Genomic DNA, 19515 nt, shown 5'->3' with positions numbered 1-19515 from the left:
ATGACTAAAGCAATATCAAAATGGTTACTTGTTACTCGTTTATCGTTAGCGGACTTATGGTATGACAAAAAAGTATCATTTTGTATTATTGCCTCAGTAATATCAGTGATTACCCCCTTGTTATTGTTATTTAGTTTAAAGTACGGGGTTGTTTCGCAGCTTCGAGAACAATTACTCAGTGATCCTCAAAATTTAGAAGTAAAAATTGTGGGGAATTTGCAACTTAAAGATGAAATGTTTAAGTGGATAAAACAGCAACCTGAAACAGCTTTTGTGATTCCACTCACACGTTCATTAAATACGCAAGCTGATTTAATGAAAGATACTAGCCATTTCGTCAATAATGCCGAAATTATTCCCACGGCTATAGATGATCCAATAACAAAAAATTTGCCATTACCGAATAATAAAAAGCAAATTTTATTAAGTTCATTATCAGCCGAAAAAATGAAAGTCATGATGGGAAGTCGTGTGAAAATGGTGATCACAAGGCAGCTTGATGGAAAACTTGAAAAAGGAATGACTGAATTAGAGGTAGTTGGCATTATTCCCGAAAATCGTTATAGCCGTGCAGCGGCTTTTGTCTCTTTAGATTTACTGATTGATATGGAAAACTATTATGATGGATATCAAAGTGATGTTTTTGTGACTTCTACTGGACAATTAAATCCACCTAATCATACTTCGTTTGCGCGAGCCCGTATTTATGCGGACTCGTTGGATAATGTCGCACCATTAGCATACAAATTACGAGAAAAACATATTGAAACACGTACCGAGGCTAATGCAATTGAAAACATGCAAGCGATTGATCGAGTGCTTAATTTTATTTTTAGCGTTATTGCCATTACGGCAGTATTGGGGTGTGTTTTATCGTTTACTGGTTCATTTTTATCGAATATTGAACGTAAACGTAAAGATATTGCTTTTATGCGATTACTTGGATTTCGCTCGAAAGGCATTATGCTTTATTTGATTAACCAAGCAATGATTTTGAGCTGTTTCGCTTTTATAATCTCTTGTGGGCTGTTTGCAGTAGGAAATTGTGCTTTTAATTTAGTTTTAGGTAAAAATTTGCTTTCACAATCCGTTGTGAGTCAATTACAATTTTATCATCTTGTTATTGCATTTTTAATGACTTTATTTATTTCAACGGGCATTGTGGTTATAGGAGGGCGACGTGCTATTCAAATTCAACCAGCAGAAAGCTTACGTGAAGCATAATTATACCCGATTAGCTTGTTGGGGATTGGCTACAATTAGCTTACTACCGGCATTAAGCTTTGCTGAACCTTGGGACAGTAAATTTTATAATCCCAAGCCTGCAAAAGATGATGTAATTTTACCGATGCCATGTGACGGTAGTTTAGTGATGAAAAAGGTATTTACCCCTACCAATAAACCGCTAGATGATGTCAAAGTCATTTTAGGAAGCAATCAAAAAGAGCTCGGTTTTGCCGAGTATGCCACGCCCAATTATATTGCTGGTAGCTTTTCTGACTCAGGTAAAGAGCGCTATTATTTGATAGGTAAATATGAGATTACCACATTGCAATATCAATCCGTCATGAATGATACTTGCCCAACTCCTAAAGTGAATCTTTCCTTTCCTATCACGGATATTAGCTGGTTTGATGCTATTGCTTTTACAGATAAATATAATCGTTGGTTAATTGAAAACCAGTCAAAAATAAAATCAATTAATTTACCTAATGGCTATGTCCGTTTACCCAATAATACGGAATGGGAATATGCCGCGCGTGGTGGTTCAAAAGTGACAGAATCAGAATTTCGTGAATCACGGTTCCCTATGAGCAAAAATCTTGAAAATTATGCATGGTTTTCTGGTGCCAAGTCTGCTAATGGTAAATTGCAACTTATTGGTAGGTTAGATCCTAATCCGCTAGATCTGTATGATATTTTAGGTAATGCGAGCGAAATGATGTTTGATTCGTTTAGAATGAATAAACTTGATCGCTACCATGGCCAACAAGGGGGAATGATTGTCCGTGGGGGGAGCTATTTAACGCCCGAATCTTCAACTACTAGTGCTTTTCGTATTGAAAAGCCTTTCTATGATGATAAAAGTGCCTATAAAAGTAAAGATGTTGGATTTCGCTTAGTTTATACAACTGAAGTGATGAATTCGAACGACAAAATCAAAGAGCTAGACAAAGAATGGAGTCAATTAGGTAGTGAAACGGACAGCGCAAAAAATGGTAATGTTGTCAGCGAGCTTGAAAAAATTACTAAACAAGTTGACGATGAAAAAACAAAAAAAGAATTAAATCAACTCAATGCTCTTTTACGTAGCGCCAATCAAGCGCGCGATGAGCAACGAGATCGTTCTATTCAATCAGCATTACAATTAGGTGCATTTTTGTGTGCTAATGTTTCAGATTTGAACGGCAAGTTTGAGTATAATGATAATTTATACAAAACAATGATCAATGAAGTTTGTGATCTAAAAGAAACCGATACTGTGGCCGATGACAATATGTGCTCAAAAGTGAAGCTAGATAATTTAAAGCAGGTTGTTGATGAGTCTAAAAGTGCTCGGGACTTTATATTGAAATATTATTCCGATACGATTGTTAATACGGCGTCAAATTACGAGAAAAATACGATTAATGAGCAAGTTAAATCAACACAATTTATTCTAGAAAATAGCGGTAAAGCGAATATGAGCGATTATTTAAAACTCTATTTCAAACATATTAATCAATATATTGAATCGGGGAAGATCGAGCGAACAGCTTGGCTACAAACGTGTAATGAGATAAAAGGAAAAAAATGATGAATAAAATTATATTAACACTGACTTTATGTATATCGCTTATTTTAACAGGGTGTCAAGGTTCTGGAGGAGTCAGTTCTAGAAATGTTGATCCTGCATTAACAAAAAGTAATACGGCCAAATTTTTTAGTAAATCAGCGTGGCAGTCTTGTGCTATTGGTGCTGGTTTAGGTGGTATTGGCTGTATGTTAGCTGGCGGTAAAACAGGGGTATGTCTTGCCTCTGCGGCGGTAGGTTGTGGTGTATTGATGGGCGCTAACTATTATCTTGATAGTAAGCGAGCTGAATATGCTGATGACGAGATGCGTCTAGATGTTTATATTCAAGACGTGCAAAAGAACACCTACGAAGTACAAGCGGTGACCGAAACAGCTAAAGCGGTATTAGATAAGAATTTAGCAACACTTAAAGTATTAAATAATCAAATAAAAAATGACACGATCAATAAAAAACAAGCACAAAATGATTTGACTCAAATTGATGCAAATATTGCCTATTTAAGAGATAAATTAAAACGCATGAAAAAAGTTGAAAATGATTGGGTTTCAATATCATCTGAAGAACGACAATCAGGTGTTAGAGTATCAAGACTGGATCAACAAATCAGTCAATTGCATAAACAAATTGCAGTACTTGAAAATCAAATTAATCTTGTTACTAAACAACGTTCAGCAGTTAAGGTTAGCTAATTATGAAAAAAAGATATCTTTTATTACTCAGTCCATTTATTTTTTTAGCCGGTTGTTCAACTACGCCTGAACAGTGCGATCCAACTAATACCAACATTGGAATTATGGATAAAATCAGCTGTAATTATTCAGGGAATTATCAGGCTCGAATTGATCACAAAAAACAAATTCTAGAAGATGAAGTAAGAGCTAATCAGCAGTTTAAAGAGATTTATGCCGCTATCGAGAAGCAAAAAAAAGCTACTTCGTTAAGCATTAAACAAAAACAGGCACAGCAGCAAAAGTTGAAAACGGATTTAACTAAACTAACCAATGAAGTAAAACAAAAAGCCAAAGGACGTGACGATCTACAGGCTCAAGTGAAAGATATTGAACAGCAACTAAATAAAGTGAACAATTCAAATAGTTCTGAACTTGAAAAACAAGTTGAGTTAGATAAGTTAAATAAAAAACTTCAACAATTGCAAAAAGCATTAAACATATAAATATATTTCTTGCTTAATTAATGTGTAGACAATAAAAGCAGAAGTTAAATAAAAGGAAATAAATTAGCAATGCAGCGTATAACAAGAATTATTTGTGATCATCATCATCCCGAAAAGATGTCTTTATTTGATCAATATAATTCTTTGCTAGCATTGCTAAAACCGTATTTAACTGAGCGCACTTTTTCGATTTTTGCAATAGCAAGATTGATTGATGATAATCAATATATTGGTTGGTACACCCCTTTAGAAGGTCAGCCTATCTTATTGAGTGAAATTAGTGATCAATCACATAAAGCTAAGATAGAAAACACGTTACAAAATCGTATTAACGATATCGAAGCTGTGGTTAAGTTAATGTCATTAACGGCTGAGCAGCAGGCATTTATTTCATCATGGTTACCTAGAATTAAAAGTTTAGGTAATCATATTTATGTGATTAATGATGAACCAGTTATTGTTAATACCTTTGAAGATCCCATTTTACCAGCACCTGCCCCAGTTATTCCGCCAAAATCATTTTGGCGTTGGTGGCATTTTTTACTTTTAGCCTTATTACTCCTTGGTTTACTCGGCATTCTTTGGTATTTCTTTTGCCCATATGCAAAAGAAAAGCCTGCGATTGCTGAGGTTGAGCCCGCCATTACTCAGCCTGTTGCAGAAAAGAAACCAGATCCAGTTGTTGAGCTACCCAAAGAGGAACAACCTGTTGTAAAATCGGAGCCTGAACCGATACCAGAGCCAGCACCTAAAAATTGTATTACTCGTGAAGAGATTGCTAATAATACTGACAAGCCTAAAATGGTTATGATATTTGACAATTCAGCCTCGATGACATTGACTTTGATGGAATCTCAAGCGTCCATTAATCAATACTTGCGTGCTGATTGGTATTCAATGACCGAACAAGAAGCTGATGCATACGAAAAACGCATGACACGTTTGCCTAATCGTCTATCAAGTAGTAAAAAGGTTGCATTGTCGACTATTGATAAAATACAACCTGATGTTAATATTGCGTTAGTCACCCTTTCTGCTTGCCCTGCTGCACAAACGACCTCGTTCTATCATTATGAAAATAGAGGTAAGTTAAAAACTAAAATTAGTCGGTTAAATCCATTAGAAAATAACAGTGCAACGCCTTTATACAGTGGTATAAAACAAGCTAGTAAAATGCTTGATGGTGTAAATCATGATGATTACATCTTAGTGATTAGTGATGGCGAAGATAATTGTACCAAAGCGAATATTTGTGCTTTAGCCAGCAAAATCGCCAATGAGCAACCTCGTCTCAAAATCAATATTGTCGATATTGCTGGACAACATAAGATTGACTGTGTTGCGAATAAAACTGGGGGTAAAGTTTATATTGCTCAAAGCCCAACACAGATAGTTGAACAAATGAATAATGCTGTTTCGAATATGAATATAAGTAAACCGATATGCGAATAATTATTTTCAAATAATATTAGATAATCAATATCTCGTTTTTGATATATCGATTGGTAAAAAACGATTCAAGTTTATTGCAATTTTAGTATAAGAATAATAGTCAACTGTAAGGAATTAAATCAATAATGCAACGAATAACACGGATAGCCTTTGATTATAATAACCCAGAGAAGATTTCTCTATTAGAACAATATCATTCTTTACTATTATTATTAAAATCACATTTAACCGATCGCACTTTTTCGATTTTAGCATCACCAAGGTTAATTGATAACAATCAATATCTAGGCTGGTATACTAATCTTGAAGGACAACCGCTTTTACTTGATAGTATTGCCCACAAATCGCATAAAAATAAGATAACCAAAACGTTACAAACACGTATTAATGATATTGAAAATGCTATTAAACTAATGCCATTAAGTGATGAAGAGCGAAGTTTAGTTTCAGCATGGCTTCCAAGAATTAAAAGTTTAGGCAATCAAATTTATGTGATTAATGATGAACCGGTTATTGTCAATACCTTTGAAGAACCGGTTTTACCTGCAGCAGCCCCTGTTATTCCACCAAAGCCATTTTGGCGTTGGTGGCATTTTTTAATCTTAGCCTTATTGCTTGTTGGTTTACTTGGTATTCTGTGGTATTTATTTTGCCCATTTGGTAAACAAAAAACAGTTGTCCCCGATCCTATGGCTATCATTGCACCGGCTGTTATAGTGAAGAAACCCAAACCGACACCTGAGGCTGTTACTGAACCAAAAGATCCCGTGCCAGAAGAACCTACGCCAATTGCAACATCTGAGCCTAAACCAGAACCGGTACCTGAGTCACCGCTAGCGCCAAAGGTAAAAAATCCACCTAACTGTATTACTAAAGAAGATATGAATAAAGATCCTAACCCATCTAAAATGGCAATAGTGTTTGATAATTCATTATCGATGACAGTAACGTTAAATGAATCGCCATCAGCGGTTGAGCAATACTTTCAATATTTGACGTATGGTTATGGTCGTAATATGTCAGAGCAAGAAAGAATTAAATACGAAAAGCGTATGACTCGCTTACCAACTCGTTTATCAAGTAGTAAGAGTGTGGCTACTTCAAGCATTGATAAGATACAACCAAACATAGGTATTTCACTGGTAACGCTGACGAATTGCCCAGCAGCGAATGTATCGCCATTTTATAATTACTCTAATAGGGCATCACTAAAGCATAAAATTAAACAATTAACACCCACCGCAGCAGGCGGGGGCGGAACGCCTTTATATAATGGTCTAGAAAAAGCCAGTAAAATGCTAGATGGGGTAAAACGTGACGACTATATTCTGATTATTAGTGATGGCGAAGATAATTGTACAAAAAGGAATATTTGTACGTTAGCTAACTATATAGCTGCACAAAAACCACGATTAAAAATTAATATTGTTGATATCGCTGGCGAACACAAAATAGACTGTATCGCCAATGCAACGGGCGGAAAAGTATACATTGCGCAAAGCCCTAAAGATATGATTAAACAAATGAATAAAGCGGTTTCAAGTTTGAAAATTAACAGGCCTGTGTGTCAATAAATAACATTCTAGTCAACGTCCGATTTGGCGAATTTTATGCGAAACAAAATAAAGCCTAGCCAAAAAAGGATGTTTGGCATGGTTATATTTTGTCAGGAACGAATCATGTGAGTGCGTTAAAACCGAGTGTTGGCGGACAAAATTTCTGGAAAAATTTGAACATTTTAGCAAAGCAAAGATGGCATCGAAGAGGCGAGTATCAATATGATACGAGTAAATATAAGTAGGCTACATTCTGTAGCTAAGCGTGGGATTGTTAAGGGGAATTTGCTAATTCTCATAGTTTGGACATTGTTACTGTTGCTATTTATTCAACCAAAAGGTTAAAACTTCCGAAACCCAATTAGCTCAAACTATAGTTAAAAACCACTTCCTCTAAAGCATCAAAAAACATTCAGTGAGATCATTTATTTAATTTTTTTATTTTGTCGTTTTTAATAAAATTAAAATATTTCAATATGTTAATTATTTTCGAAAAACTTAATCGAAGTCACATTTAAATAATTATTACCAAAATCCACGAAAAAAGGAGTCAAGCGTTTTTAAAACGGTTATACTTTCATCGATTTTAAAAATCAGCAGATTTAACAAACAAATATAGATAAAATAAAACAAAATTTTAGTTTACTGTAGTAACCTATATCTTAAATTTATCCAATAACCCTATTGGACGAGTTTTTATACGAACCTCGTTTATATCTTCGAAATTATCTCGAAAAGTCTCTCTGGCGTTGGGATTGTTATTATTGTTGTATTTATGGCGTTTATAGGCATTACCCGCTAACAATAAGTAGGTGGGTTATAATACTGCCACCGTCAAAATGGGCTGTTATCAAATTCGTAAAGCTGATTCTGCAATTTGATGAGGGAAGTAATAATTGATATGACAATCTTGGCTATGCAGGTTCTGATAACATATGGAACCTAGGGGATTCCTATTTCAATCAACCTACCCTAAACTTTTTGACATTACTTATTAATCTTTCAATAAAAGGGTGGTTAAATTTTTTTAAATCGTTATACTTTTTATATTAAAAGATTAATTTAGCTTAATTTATTAGCTAATAATTATGAAAAATCAAATAAAAACAAAACAATTGATATACAGGATGTTATGCAGTATAACTATAGCCAACAGATCTGGCAGCATTATGTTTTAAGCATTTCTAAATACCACTTGAGTCAAACATTAAGCTTCGGGATCATTTTTACCCTAAACTTATTTAATACACACACACAAGATTGCCCCCCATTCTTGCTAATTAGTTTTCGTAAACAGCTAAGTGTTAGTCTGAAGCAGCAATTACAATTAGCGGAGCTATCACGGCAACGTTTATCGTGTATATCTGGTTTAACTTTATGGTTATTTAAAATCCCTTTTACATTAGTGCCATTGTTGCTGTTACCGTGTGCAGCAAATGCAGAAATGTTATCAGCCAGTACTTCACATGTCATTGAAGGCTCCGTTCCCTATTTTACATTTGATGGGGGGATAACCAAAGCTAATCAGACCGATGGCTTGTTAAGTATCAAGTTATCGGATGCTACAATAATCTCACCAATGAGCAATACCTCTTCATTATCAAACCCAATAGTGTTACCTAATGCTAGCGATACGTTTGCTAATGTTGTCATGTTGTTACCAACAACAAGGAACTCAATAAGTTTGAACACACTGGTTAGAGCTCCGTATAACTATTGGGGTGATGATGATGGTGATGGGCAGGGAAGAAGAGGTATAACAGCAACAGGCCGGTTAAGAGTTCGGATCTATGATAAAAATAATCGAACAGTTCGTCGTGTTGATACTTTAGATATTTGCAATGCACCTTATAAAATGGAATTAAGTAATACCAATGGCAGTTTAAAGACGCAGTATGGTGTGCCAAATCAAGCTATTTTTGGTGTGAGTGCTGTAACTTACTACTTCACCCCAGAATCGTCTGCTAAAGTTTGCTATGCCAAGCCAGAATTGCAAGAAAGTATAGGTCGATACGCCGGTCCTACTGAAATGTGGGATACAAGGAAAGGGTTTATTCCCCAATCAACCTCGCCATCATCATACAATAGTAACTTTCCTACTACCGGTGCAAATGGTTTATATTTTGATTTAGACATAGGGGGAAGAGGGGCTCTCACTTGGCCATCGATTACTCATGGCGGTATCACTGTCACCATGACTCCCAATGCGAATGGGACAACTGTGCGCGTTACTTTAACGGGACCTGCGTCAACCAAAGATGAACAGAATGCTGATTTGCCTGGGCCGCTTCAGGCCGGAATACCAAACTTACCGCAAACATTCGAGCTAAAGGGATACGATAGTAGTGGTAAAGAAGCGGTAAAATATGGATTTGAATTGCAGAAGTGGTTTGTTAACCGTGGAGTTAAAACAGCAGAAGCCGCCAACCAAGAAGCTTGGTGTTCAAGCATAGGCTATCGGATTATACAAGTCAAAGACGTCACCAATGCGAGCTGTGATGGTAGCAGTAGTTGTCAAAATGCAGTTGGTGCCATACCTTCATCAAGGGGGAATAATTACCATCGCCGAATAGGTGGTGGTTTGTTTAGTGAGTGGGCTCGCCTAGCTAATTATAGTGGTTCAGGCTTTAGTAATCTTAGCTATTGGACAAGTGATGTGATAGGGGATCGTCTATTTCATGTATACTCGTACAATGGACGGGTTTACCGTGCTGACCCTATCGGTAACTATTACGGGGTGTGCGTTTATCCTTAGTTTTTAGTTCTGAGCTGTTAATTCTTGTACGAATTAACAGCCAATTAAGTTAAAAAAACAAAGAAATCTTTTTTGATTTAAGTGGCTACACGCCAACAAAGTTGGCAAGCCATGCTTTTTTGTATCTAAACAGCAGAAGCGCTTTTCTAATATAAAAAATATCCAATCAAAGAGAACCTAAAAATCCATTTTTATACTTAAACACATAGTTACCTGAAACTTTTTGACAAGAATTTTAATTTTTCCAGCAAAAGCCTAATTTAGGTTATAGTTACATTTTTTAGAGTTAGTTATACCTTTATTCAATAAAAAACCAGACATACGTCTGGTTTTTCTGTTTGTTTTTTATAGCAGTAATATTTAGAAATCTAAATTAGCTGCTTTAAGGGCATTTTCTTCAATGAATAATCGTCGAGGTTCAACTTCATCGCCCATAAGGGTTGTAAACAATTGATCTGCTTCAATGGCATCTTTGATGGTGACTTGTAACATACGGCGACTGGTTGGATCCATGGTTGTTTCCCATAATTGTTCTGGGTTCATTTCGCCAAGACCTTTATAACGCTGAATAGTTAGGCCGCGACGTGATTCTTTAATTAACCAATCAACTGCTTCTTCAAAAGAATTAACGAGTTGTTTACGTTCACCACGTTGAATAAATGCACCATCTTCTAGTAAATCTTTTAATTGTGCACCAAGGTGGCAGATATTACGGTATTCATTGCTATGGATAAAGACCTGATCTAATGGATAATTTGTATCAACGCCATGGGTTCTTATTTTTATAATTGGCACATACAGTTGTGCTTTTTCATTATATTCAGCTGAATAAAGATAGCTGCTGCCATGTTGCTCTTTATTCGATAGTTTTTCAACAATGGTTTTTGCCCAATTTTCAGCCTGCTGTTGATTTTGCAAAATACTTTCGTTTAATACATCATGATAAACCAATTCAGAAAGTAGCGCTTTAGGGTAACGACGCTCCATTTTGGTAATCAGTTTTTCGACTTTTTGATATTCGGCAATTAGTTTTTCTAACGCTTCGCCTGCAAGGGCGGGTGCATGGTCATTGACATGTAATGAGGCATCTTCAAGGGCCAAAGCAATTTGAAACTGCGTCATTGCTTCATCATCTTTGATATATTGTTCTTGCTTGCCTTTTTTGACTTTATATAAAGGCGGCTGTGCAATATACACATAGCCACGTTCTATGATTTCTGGCATTTGGCGATAAAAGAACGTTAGTAATAGAGTACGTATATGTGAACCATCGACATCGGCATCGGTCATGATAATAATGCTATGGTAACGCATTTTATCTGGATTATATTCATCACGGCCAATACCACAACCTAACGCAGTAATTAACGTTCCCACTTCTTGCGATGAAAGCATTTTATCAAAACGGGCTTTTTCGACGTTTAATATCTTACCTTTTAGCGGTAAAATTGCTTGATTTTTACGGTTGCGTCCTTGTTTGGCCGAGCCCCCCGCAGAGTCCCCTTCCACTAAGTAGAGTTCAGATAGCGCTGGGTCTTTTTCTTGGCAATCGGCAAGTTTACCCGGTAATCCACCTAAGTCTAAAGCGCCTTTACGGCGTGTCATTTCTCGCGCTTTGCGAGCGGCTTCTCGAGCTCTTGCTGCGTCAATGATTTTTCCGACGACGATCTTGGCATCACTTGGGTTTTCAAGAAGATATTCTGCTAATTTTTCACCCATGACGGATTCAACCGCTGATTTAACTTCTGATGACACTAATTTGTCTTTGGTTTGTGATGAGAATTTAGGATCAGGGACTTTAACTGATACAACCGCGATGAGACCTTCACGCGCATCATCACCAGTGGCACTAATTTTCGCTTTTTTGCTGTAACCTTCAGCTTCCATATAGTTGTTTAATGTGCGCGTCATTGCACCACGGAAACCGGCTAAGTGTGTACCGCCGTCTCGTTGGGGGATGTTGTTAGTAAAACAATAGATATTTTCTTGGTAGCCATCGTTCCACTGCAGTGCCACTTCGACGCCAATATCGTCTTTTTCTGTGCTGAAATAAAATATTTTAGGATGAATAGGATTTTTATTTTTATTTAAATATTCAACAAAAGCTTGGATACCGCCTTCGTAATGATAATGTTCGTTTTTGCCAGTGCGTTCATCAAGTAATCTGATAGATACGCCGGAGTTTAAGAAAGACAATTCACGTAGTCGTTTTGCTAAGATTTCATAAACAAACTCAATATTGGTAAAAGTTTCAGGACTTGGCCAGAAGCGAACATAGGTACCTGATTCAGTAGTTTCGTCAATCACTTTGAGTGGTGCTTGTGGTACACCTAAATGATAAATTTGTTGGTGAATTTTACCATCACGATAAATCACTAATTCTAGTTTATCCGATAAAGCATTTACCACTGAAACACCAACACCGTGTAAGCCACCGGATACTTTATAGGAATTGTCATCAAATTTACCACCTGCATGTAGTACGGTCATAATAACTTCAGCCGCTGAGATACCTTCTTCCTCATGAATGCCAGTTGGAATACCGCGACCATCGTCACGGACAGAAACAGAATTATCGGGGTGAATCGTCACTTCGATATGGTGACAATAACCTGCTAATGCTTCATCAATGGCATTATCGACTACTTCAAAAACCATATGGTGAAGTCCTGTTCCATCATCAGTATCACCAATATACATACCTGGACGTTTACGGACAGCATCAAGCCCTTTGAGTACTTTAATGCTAGAAGAATCATAAGAATTAGACATGGATTTCTCGACTTATTTGATTGTTTATATCATTCTATAAATTTACGAAATTATACCAGATTTTATGTGAAAAATCTTATCATTTTCATCGATCATATGGGTAATTTGCGCTTGGTTAACTGCGGTAATAAATACTTGTGAATTAGCTAATTTTAAACGTTTGGCTAACAGTTCTCGTTTATTGTTATCGAGTTCAGAGGCAAAATCATCAATCAAGTAAACACAAGCTTGGGTACTTTGCTTTGAGTAATATTCACCTTGAGATAGGCGTAAAGCACACATTAACAGCTTTAATTGACCACGTGATAACAAATCTTCAACTGGAATATTGTCGACACGTAATCGAATATCCGCTTTATGAGGCCCGACTGATGTGTAATTAAGGAGTTTGTCTCGCTCATATTGTTTGTATAATATTTCAGCATAGCCAGTGCTATGTTCCCAACCTTGATAATATTGGCAATTAAGCTGATACTCAGGTAAAAAGTCATGGCAAGTTTTTATAATTTCGGGGAAAATCTGTTGCGAATAATCCGCTCTAATGTGGCTAATTTTTTCAGCAATGGGGGCGAGTTCTTTATCCCAAGGTAATAATTGATTATAACTGTGGGATTGCTTTAATAATGCATTGCGCTGTTTAAATAAGCGTTTTAGATTATTCCATAAATGAACAAATTCTGGATAATGATGAAAGCATCCCCAATCAATAAATGCTCGACGATATTTGGGACCTCCACTCAATAAATCAAACCCTTCAGGTGTAATTAACTGTATAGGTAATAATTTGGCTAAATCGGCGAGTCGAAAACCTTCGTCCCCGTCGATTTTGATTTTATTTTCGCTATTACGTGACTTTGCAAGACCAATGGAATGGACTTGTTGATGGGTATTTTTTATTTCACTAAATAATACAAGCTCTGGTTGTTCATGCTGAATAATTCGATTTGATTGAGTATGTCTAAAAGCGCGACCATGGCCAAGCATATAAATAGCTTCAAGTAAGCTCGTTTTTCCACTGCCATTATCACCAACAATGAAGTTGAAATGTGGCGATAAAGACAGTTGCGCATGATCAATATTACGGAAATGATGAATGTTGATTTTTGAAAGAGTCATATGCCTTGAATGATGCCGGCCGAAGCCGGATAATTAAATGAGATTTGATTATAAGCGCATTGGCATAACAACATAAGTAGCGGTCTGATTGTTGATATCTTCTATTTGTACACTTGATGTTGCATCAGTTAAGAGCAGTTGTACGCTATCACATTTCAATGTATTTAATATATCAAGTAAATAGGTTACATTGAAGCCAATCTCAAGCTCTGCTGATTGATATTTTACGTCAATAACTTCTTCTGCTTCTTCCTGTTCTGGGTTATTTGCGGTGATTTTTATCTGATTGTTATGGACATAAAGTCGAATACCACGGAATTTTTCGTTGGATAAGATCGCAACACGTGATAGGGCGTTTCTGAGTTCTTCGCAAGATACTTCAAGTGGTTTATCAGGATTGCGTGGTAATACGCGTTTGTAGTCAGGGAACCTTCCATCAATGAGTTTTGATGTGAAGGTGAAATCACCAAGATTAACACGTAAATTATTATTACCAATTTGCATATTGATTAATTCGTCGTTATCACTAACCAGTTTAGCAAGCTCAAGTACCCCTTTCCTTGGTAAAATGACCGAACAAGAAGTTTTAGTATCTTGCTCAATAGGTTGTGCACATAAAGCTAATCGATGCCCATCTGTGGCAACTGATTTTAATAAACCATCTTCAATTTCAAATAACATGCCATTTAAGTAATATCTTACATCTTGGTTAGCCATTGAAAATTGCACTGCATCAATAAGGCGTTTAATGGTTTTTTGTGGAATGGAAAGATCAACATCGCTTTGCCAATTTTCTAAATTAGGAAAATCGCTAGCGGGCAGTGTGGATAAAGAAAATTTACTACGACCTGATTGGATCATCAATCGGTTATCATCAACGCTTATCGAAATTTGGGCATTATTAGGTAGGTTTCGACAGATATCGAGAAATTTCCTTGCGGGCACCGTTGTTGCACCTGGTTCGCTTGGTTCAACTAATGGTAAATGCGATATCATTTCTATTTCAAGATCAGTTCCCGTCATCGATAGTGTGTTATCGCTCACCTGTAATAGTAAATTACCCAAAATAGGTAGTGTAGGGCGACTACTCAATGGCGCACTGACAAGTTGCAATGGTTTAATCAGTTTTTCACGATCTATAATAAATTTCATAGTATTGATTCTTTTTTAAGTTGATAAAGTTCGAATTAAATTGGAGTAATCTTCTTTAATATTATTACTTTCTTCTTTTAATTCTGCAATCTTTCTACATGCATGTAATACTGTTGTGTGATCTCTTCCACCAAAGCCATCACCAATTTCAGGAAGGCTTTTGTTAGTGAGTTCTTTGGCAAGTGCCATTGCCATTTGTCGTGGTCTTGCAACAGAACGAGAGCGACGTTTAGAAAGTAAATCTGATACTTTAATTTTATAGTATTCGGCAACCGTTTTTTGAATGTTTTCAATGGTAACCAGTTTTTCTTGTAAAGCCAGTAAATCTTTTAAGGCATCTTTAACAAAATCAATGGTAATGGTTTTGCCAGTAAAATTAGCATTAGCAATGACTCGATTAAGTGCCCCCTCTAACTCACGAACATTGGAACGTAATCGTTTAGCAATAAAAAAAGCAACTTCTTCAGGTAACTTGATATGATTTTCTTCGGCTTTTTTCATTAAAATTGCAACCCGCGTTTCCAGTTCGGGTGGCTCAATTGCAATAGTTAATCCCCAACCAAAACGCGATTTTAAGCGATCTTCAACGCCATTTATTTCTTTAGGATAGCGATCCGAGGTTAAAATAATTTGTTGATTGCCCTCTAATAATGAATTGAAAGTATGAAAAAATTCTTCTTGCGATCGCTCTTTATTTGCAAAAAATTGAATATCATCAATAAGCAAGGCATCAACTGAACGATAGTAATTTTTAAATTCTTCAATAGCATTATTTTGTAGCGCTTTTACCATATCTTGCACAAAGCGTTCTGAATGCATGTAGACAACTTTGGCATTGGCTTTTTCTGCCATTATTTGATTGCCAACCGCATGTAATAAATGGGTTTTACCTAAACCGGTAGAACCATATAAAAATAATGGGTTATAAGCTTTTCCTGGGTTTTCAGCTACTTGTTTTGCCGCAGCAACCGCAAGTTGGTTGGATTTACCTTCAACAAAGCTATTAAAAGTGTGTTTATGATTAATACCTGAATGGTAGACATGATTGCTATTTGTTTCTTTTGTTGTTTTCCATGCAGGTACTACTTCGGTTTTGCGTTGACTACTTTGCAATTTTTTATCGGTAGATACCGTTGAACCAACTTCAAGAAATAATTTTAAAGAATCATCATTAAAAAGTTGGTTTAATAATTGGGATATAGTCGTTAAATATTTATTTCTTACCCAATCTAGAACAAATCTATTCGGTGCATAAATATAGAGTTTATTATCGACCATTTCCGCTTGCAACGGACGAATCCATAAATTGAATTCCGTTGTTGGGATTTCTTCTTGTAATTGAGAAAGGCAATCTTGCCAAATAGCGGTAGGCACGGCAACTCCTTCAACTTTGCTTACTAACAATACTATGCAGTATTATAATCCCTTTTGTGGATAATTTGTAGAGCTAAGGTGATATATAATTCAGTTGTTAACAAATAAAGAGATGTAAAAAACCCGGCTTTTAACCGGGTTTTAATGAACAACTTAGAAAACAAAAATTAATTTGTTGAATCAGTTACTTGAACTTCTTGAACGTTACGTGCTTTAACTTCAATTTCAACACGACGATCTGGTGCTAAACATGCTTTTAAGCTAGCGCCACGAAGTGCATTACATTTAGTACCAGTAACTGGTTGAGATTTACCCATACCACGTGCACTGATTAGGTCAGCTGGAACACCTTTAGATACTAGATATCTCATGACTGAGTTAGCACGTTGTTCTGATAGTTTTTGGTTATAACTAACTGAACCGATACGGTCAGTATGACCAATTACTACAACTGCGCTTTCAGTTGGTTTGATTTTAACTAGGTTTGTAAGCAAGTTGTCTAATGCTTGACGACCTTCAGCTTTTAAGTCAGCTTTTGCATAAGCAAATAGTACATCTTCATTTAATACATAACGGTTTTCTTGCGTTTTTAACTCAACTGGTGCTGGAACAGCTGGGGCACCTAAACGGTAAGTAATACCTAAACTTACAGTTCCTGCATCAGGAGATGCATCAGTTTTAGTATGAATGTGATTAACATATTGGTATTCTAAACGAGTAGAAAAGTCTTCGGCGAAACGATAGTCAAGACCTAATGCATAAACAGGAGATAGCTTAGTTTTTGTGCCACCGCGACCGTATTCTTCTTTGATATCTCCACTATTTTTCCACTTAGCAATAGTCATCATTCCACCAGCACGACCATAGATATCTAAATCGTCAGAGATGAATGATAATGGATAGCTTAATTTACCAGTTAATGAAACACCTTGTGCAGAGATCTTGCTATTGCCCGCTTTAGTTTTATCATCAGTCCAAGTTCTTTTATATTTAGCTGAACCTAACCAATCATAACCTAATTCAAAGGCTAAATAAGGGTTTGCTTGGAATCCAAGGAAAGCACCACCAGCAATATTGCTACGATTTGAAGTTTTAATACCAACTTCGTCTTTATCAAAGCCACGAACCTTATTTGCATCTAGTTTATAAAGTTCTGACCAACCTAATTTAGCACCTGTATAAATAGTGTTGTCTTCGTATGCTGCGTTAGCGGAAGTAGCTGTTAAACTTGCAACTGCAATTGCTAGAGCTAGAGTAGTTTTTTTCATTTTATTGCCTCAACTTATATGTTGTTATAGACGATGTTTAGTTTCTTTATTGTTTAAAATTTACTTCAAATAAAAAGAACTATGACTTATTTTTATATAATTATGTTACCCATAATCTGGTGCCTAGTATAGCATAGATAATAGGCAAATCTATAATTATTGCTATCGCAATAAAAAAATATTTAAATAATTTTATCAGATGATTTTGTTAATTGTTATGTAAAAGTCATGAATAGTATTAGCTAATGAATTAGCCATAATAAAGAAGTCAGCTTCTAGTCTTTGATCTAATTCATCTGAGCCGATATCTTCATTTTCGTCTAAAATAACCGAATCAAATTTAATTCGTTTAAATGTTAAGTCATTATTGACGATAAAGCTGACTCCCCTTTCATCAATAATTTTAATTTTAGTGATCCATTTTCCTGAATCAAAATGGACACGCATTTCATCGCCGGTGATTTCTTGATTTTTACAACTGATAATCCCATTACCCTCAAGCGGATCTTTAAGTTCGGCTTGGTCACCCAATAAAAATGGTGGGAATGTCAAGTTTTCTTTAGCCCATGTGGTCATGACCTGCTCAAGTGGTTTATCAATTGATAAAGGTGTTAAGGCAAGTGAACCAAGCTCTTTACGTAAAATAGCTAAGATATCTTCTGCTTGTTTAAAGCTACTACAGTCAACAATAATACGTTTATTTTGTGTATCGATCCATAACCAATAGTAATTATATTTACTAAATGCTCTTGGCATTAGATCAATCATGACTTCGTCTTTTAAGGTGGCTTTTTCGTTTTTGGTCAGTTTTCTACTTAAAGCTTGTTCTTGCTTATCGATTTTCTCTAATAACGCTTGTTTAATTACGGGAGCGGGTAATATTTTTGTTTCTTTTTTGATGCGTAATAATAAATGCCCTTGCATATCAATAATAAAAGCACTGTCATTATTATCATGATAAGGCGACACCCAACCCATTTTGGTGGTATCTAAATTACCACAGGGAGTAAAAGGATGAGATTTTAGTGCTTTTTCAATTGCATCTTTATTAAGTAATGTATCATTATTAAGTTGATAAATGATGGCATTTTTAAACCAAAGCATACTTTTCTATTTCCTGAATTTTTGTGATAAAGATTTTATTTTGTTTAAACAAGTCACCACTTATAGTGGATGAGTCGTGATATTTATTATTGAATATCAATGTATATTCATTAAAAGTTATAAGATACCCCCATATAAATCGAAGTTACAGTGCTATTGCTAACCATTGGGCTATCGGCCGCATCACCGGTTAATTTATCGATATGAACACCACCAAAAGTCGCCATGTTTTCGGTTAATGAATATTGTGCAGCTATTTCAGCATAAGGCGTCAATGAGTTATCTGCATTAAAGTATGGTAATCCTGAACGGGCGGATTCTTTATGAGAAACACCATAATAATAATCATTATGTTTGCTGTTGGACCAATTTATACCAATGGTAGGCGCAACAATTAAATTGCCTTGCATATAAGGAACGGTATAATCTGCATTGACTAAAATACTATTACTTTTATTTAGTACATCCGCCCCGACGCTACTAGAAAAACTTCCCCAATTGGTATCAATGGAATATTCGATTTCTGCAAGTAGTGTTGAATGGCGACTATTAAGTTGCCTTAATTGGCGATTATCTGAATCATGTGGTTTAAATTCATTAGATAAATAACGAGCGCCAATGGAGATGCTTTGATTATCTTCATTATACGCATAAACACCAGCCGATAAGTCATCAATAAAAAATAAGCCATTATCATAATCAATATGACCGATAGGGTAATAATTAGCGCTATAACTTTTATAAGGTGAATTTGCCCAACCAATACCAGCACCGATGGAAATGGGATTAGCTAACGCATTTTTGGCGGCGCCTAAAACGATGATTGACAAAATAGAAAGTGCACAAGCTGTTTTTTTCATTTTTTATACCCATATATAAAAAGTGATCTCCTGTCGCTAGTAACACAAACTTTATTATCGTTTATTTTGCTGTTTCGCTTATCGTCACACAATCTATACATTAATTGTACATTGTAACAAACCAATTTCTTGAAT

The 19515-nt window shown here is 35.8% G+C and carries 14 protein-coding genes; 7 read left to right on the top strand and 7 right to left on the bottom strand.

Features of this window, described 5'->3' with window-relative positions:
- The 7 genes from ACYIAL_RS05720 (at nucleotide 1) to ACYIAL_RS05690 (ending at nucleotide 9734) form a co-directional block, all read left to right on the top strand.
- A complete protein-coding gene (locus ACYIAL_RS05720) occupies nucleotides 1-1224 on the top strand; it encodes an ABC transporter permease (RefSeq protein ID WP_174797676.1) in 1224 nt (407 codons plus the stop codon).
- Nucleotides 1214-2797 (top strand): SUMF1/EgtB/PvdO family nonheme iron enzyme, encoded by a 1584-nt coding sequence (locus tag ACYIAL_RS05715; protein ID WP_483751180.1) that lies wholly within the window; start codon nucleotides 1214-1216, stop codon nucleotides 2795-2797. Before ACYIAL_RS05720 ends, ACYIAL_RS05715 begins: the two co-directional genes overlap by 11 nt.
- Nucleotides 2797-3486 carry a hypothetical protein gene (locus ACYIAL_RS05710; RefSeq protein WP_483751179.1) on the top strand — a complete coding sequence of 230 codons (690 nt, stop codon included), beginning with the start codon at nucleotides 2797-2799 and terminating at the stop codon, nucleotides 3484-3486. Before ACYIAL_RS05715 ends, ACYIAL_RS05710 begins: the two co-directional genes overlap by 1 nt.
- 2 nt (nucleotides 3487-3488) lie before the next feature.
- On the top strand, nucleotides 3489-3971 hold the full coding sequence (locus ACYIAL_RS05705) for a hypothetical protein (protein WP_174797674.1): 483 nt from the start codon (nucleotides 3489-3491) through the stop codon (nucleotides 3969-3971).
- A gap of 69 nt (nucleotides 3972-4040) precedes the next feature.
- Nucleotides 4041-5423: a vWA domain-containing protein gene (locus tag ACYIAL_RS05700; protein ID WP_174797673.1), complete on the top strand. Its 1383-nt coding sequence runs from the start codon at nucleotides 4041-4043 to the stop codon at nucleotides 5421-5423.
- Between the two features lie 125 nt (nucleotides 5424-5548).
- Complete coding sequence (locus tag ACYIAL_RS05695; RefSeq protein ID WP_174797672.1) at nucleotides 5549-6997, top strand: VWA domain-containing protein; 1449 nt, start codon at nucleotides 5549-5551, stop codon at nucleotides 6995-6997.
- Nucleotides 6998-8111: 1114 nt separating this feature from the next.
- On the top strand, nucleotides 8112-9734 hold the full coding sequence (locus tag ACYIAL_RS05690; protein WP_174797671.1) for a hypothetical protein: 1623 nt from the start codon (nucleotides 8112-8114) through the stop codon (nucleotides 9732-9734).
- Between the two features lie 360 nt (nucleotides 9735-10094).
- On the opposite strand, the gene gyrB is transcribed toward ACYIAL_RS05690, so the two are convergent.
- The 7 genes from gyrB to ACYIAL_RS05655 form a co-directional block, all read right to left on the bottom strand.
- Entirely contained in the window at nucleotides 10095-12506 is a 2412-nt protein-coding gene (gyrB, locus tag ACYIAL_RS05685) for a DNA topoisomerase (ATP-hydrolyzing) subunit B (protein WP_174797670.1), read from the bottom strand.
- 42 nt (nucleotides 12507-12548) lie between these two features.
- On the bottom strand, nucleotides 12549-13622 hold the full coding sequence (gene recF, locus ACYIAL_RS05680) for a DNA replication/repair protein RecF (protein ID WP_174797669.1): 1074 nt from the start codon (nucleotides 13620-13622) through the stop codon (nucleotides 12549-12551).
- Between the two features lie 48 nt (nucleotides 13623-13670).
- Complete coding sequence (gene dnaN / locus ACYIAL_RS05675) at nucleotides 13671-14774, bottom strand: DNA polymerase III subunit beta (protein WP_174797668.1); 1104 nt, start codon at nucleotides 14772-14774, stop codon at nucleotides 13671-13673.
- Between the two features lie 15 nt (nucleotides 14775-14789).
- Nucleotides 14790-16148: a chromosomal replication initiator protein DnaA gene (gene dnaA / locus ACYIAL_RS05670; RefSeq protein ID WP_174797667.1), complete on the bottom strand. Its 1359-nt coding sequence runs from the start codon at nucleotides 16146-16148 to the stop codon at nucleotides 14790-14792.
- A gap of 167 nt (nucleotides 16149-16315) precedes the next feature.
- Nucleotides 16316-17416, bottom strand: coding sequence for a porin OmpA (gene ompA, locus ACYIAL_RS05665; RefSeq protein ID WP_174797666.1), 1101 nt, complete (start codon nucleotides 17414-17416; stop codon nucleotides 16316-16318).
- A gap of 195 nt (nucleotides 17417-17611) precedes the next feature.
- Nucleotides 17612-18520, bottom strand: a complete 909-nt coding sequence (locus ACYIAL_RS05660; protein ID WP_174797665.1) for a recombination-associated protein RdgC — start codon at nucleotides 18518-18520, stop codon at nucleotides 17612-17614.
- Between the two features lie 110 nt (nucleotides 18521-18630).
- On the bottom strand, nucleotides 18631-19380 hold the full coding sequence (locus ACYIAL_RS05655; protein ID WP_483746982.1) for a MipA/OmpV family protein: 750 nt from the start codon (nucleotides 19378-19380) through the stop codon (nucleotides 18631-18633).
- Between the last annotated feature and the right edge of the window lie 135 nt (nucleotides 19381-19515).

It is taken from the genome of Gilliamella sp. X-57 (assembly GCF_057063565.1).
The sequence above is the reverse complement of the archived record's forward strand: the minus strand, read 5'-3'. Positions and strand labels throughout refer to the sequence as shown.

What these genes read in the sequence shown, in the direction of transcription:
- ACYIAL_RS05720 (WP_174797676.1), top strand. Translation starts at nt 1, where the DNA reads ATGACTAAAGCAATATCAAAATGGTTACTTGTTACTCGTTTATCGTTA.
- ACYIAL_RS05710 (WP_483751179.1), top strand. Translation starts at nt 2,797, where the DNA reads ATGAATAAAATTATATTAACACTGACTTTATGTATATCGCTTATTTTA.
- ACYIAL_RS05705 (WP_174797674.1), top strand. Translation starts at nt 3,489, where the DNA reads ATGAAAAAAAGATATCTTTTATTACTCAGTCCATTTATTTTTTTAGCC.
- ACYIAL_RS05700 (WP_174797673.1), top strand. Translation starts at nt 4,041, where the DNA reads ATGCAGCGTATAACAAGAATTATTTGTGATCATCATCATCCCGAAAAG.
- ACYIAL_RS05695 (WP_174797672.1), top strand. Translation starts at nt 5,549, where the DNA reads ATGCAACGAATAACACGGATAGCCTTTGATTATAATAACCCAGAGAAG.
- ACYIAL_RS05690 (WP_174797671.1), top strand. Translation starts at nt 8,112, where the DNA reads ATGCAGTATAACTATAGCCAACAGATCTGGCAGCATTATGTTTTAAGC.
- gyrB (WP_174797670.1), bottom strand. Translation starts at nt 12,506, where the DNA reads ATGTCTAATTCTTATGATTCTTCTAGCATTAAAGTACTCAAAGGGCTT.
- recF (WP_174797669.1), bottom strand. Translation starts at nt 13,622, where the DNA reads ATGACTCTTTCAAAAATCAACATTCATCATTTCCGTAATATTGATCAT.
- dnaN (WP_174797668.1), bottom strand. Translation starts at nt 14,774, where the DNA reads ATGAAATTTATTATAGATCGTGAAAAACTGATTAAACCATTGCAACTT.
- ompA (WP_174797666.1), bottom strand. Translation starts at nt 17,416, where the DNA reads ATGAAAAAAACTACTCTAGCTCTAGCAATTGCAGTTGCAAGTTTAACA.
- ACYIAL_RS05660 (WP_174797665.1), bottom strand. Translation starts at nt 18,520, where the DNA reads ATGCTTTGGTTTAAAAATGCCATCATTTATCAACTTAATAATGATACA.
- ACYIAL_RS05655 (WP_483746982.1), bottom strand. Translation starts at nt 19,380, where the DNA reads ATGAAAAAAACAGCTTGTGCACTTTCTATTTTGTCAATCATCGTTTTA.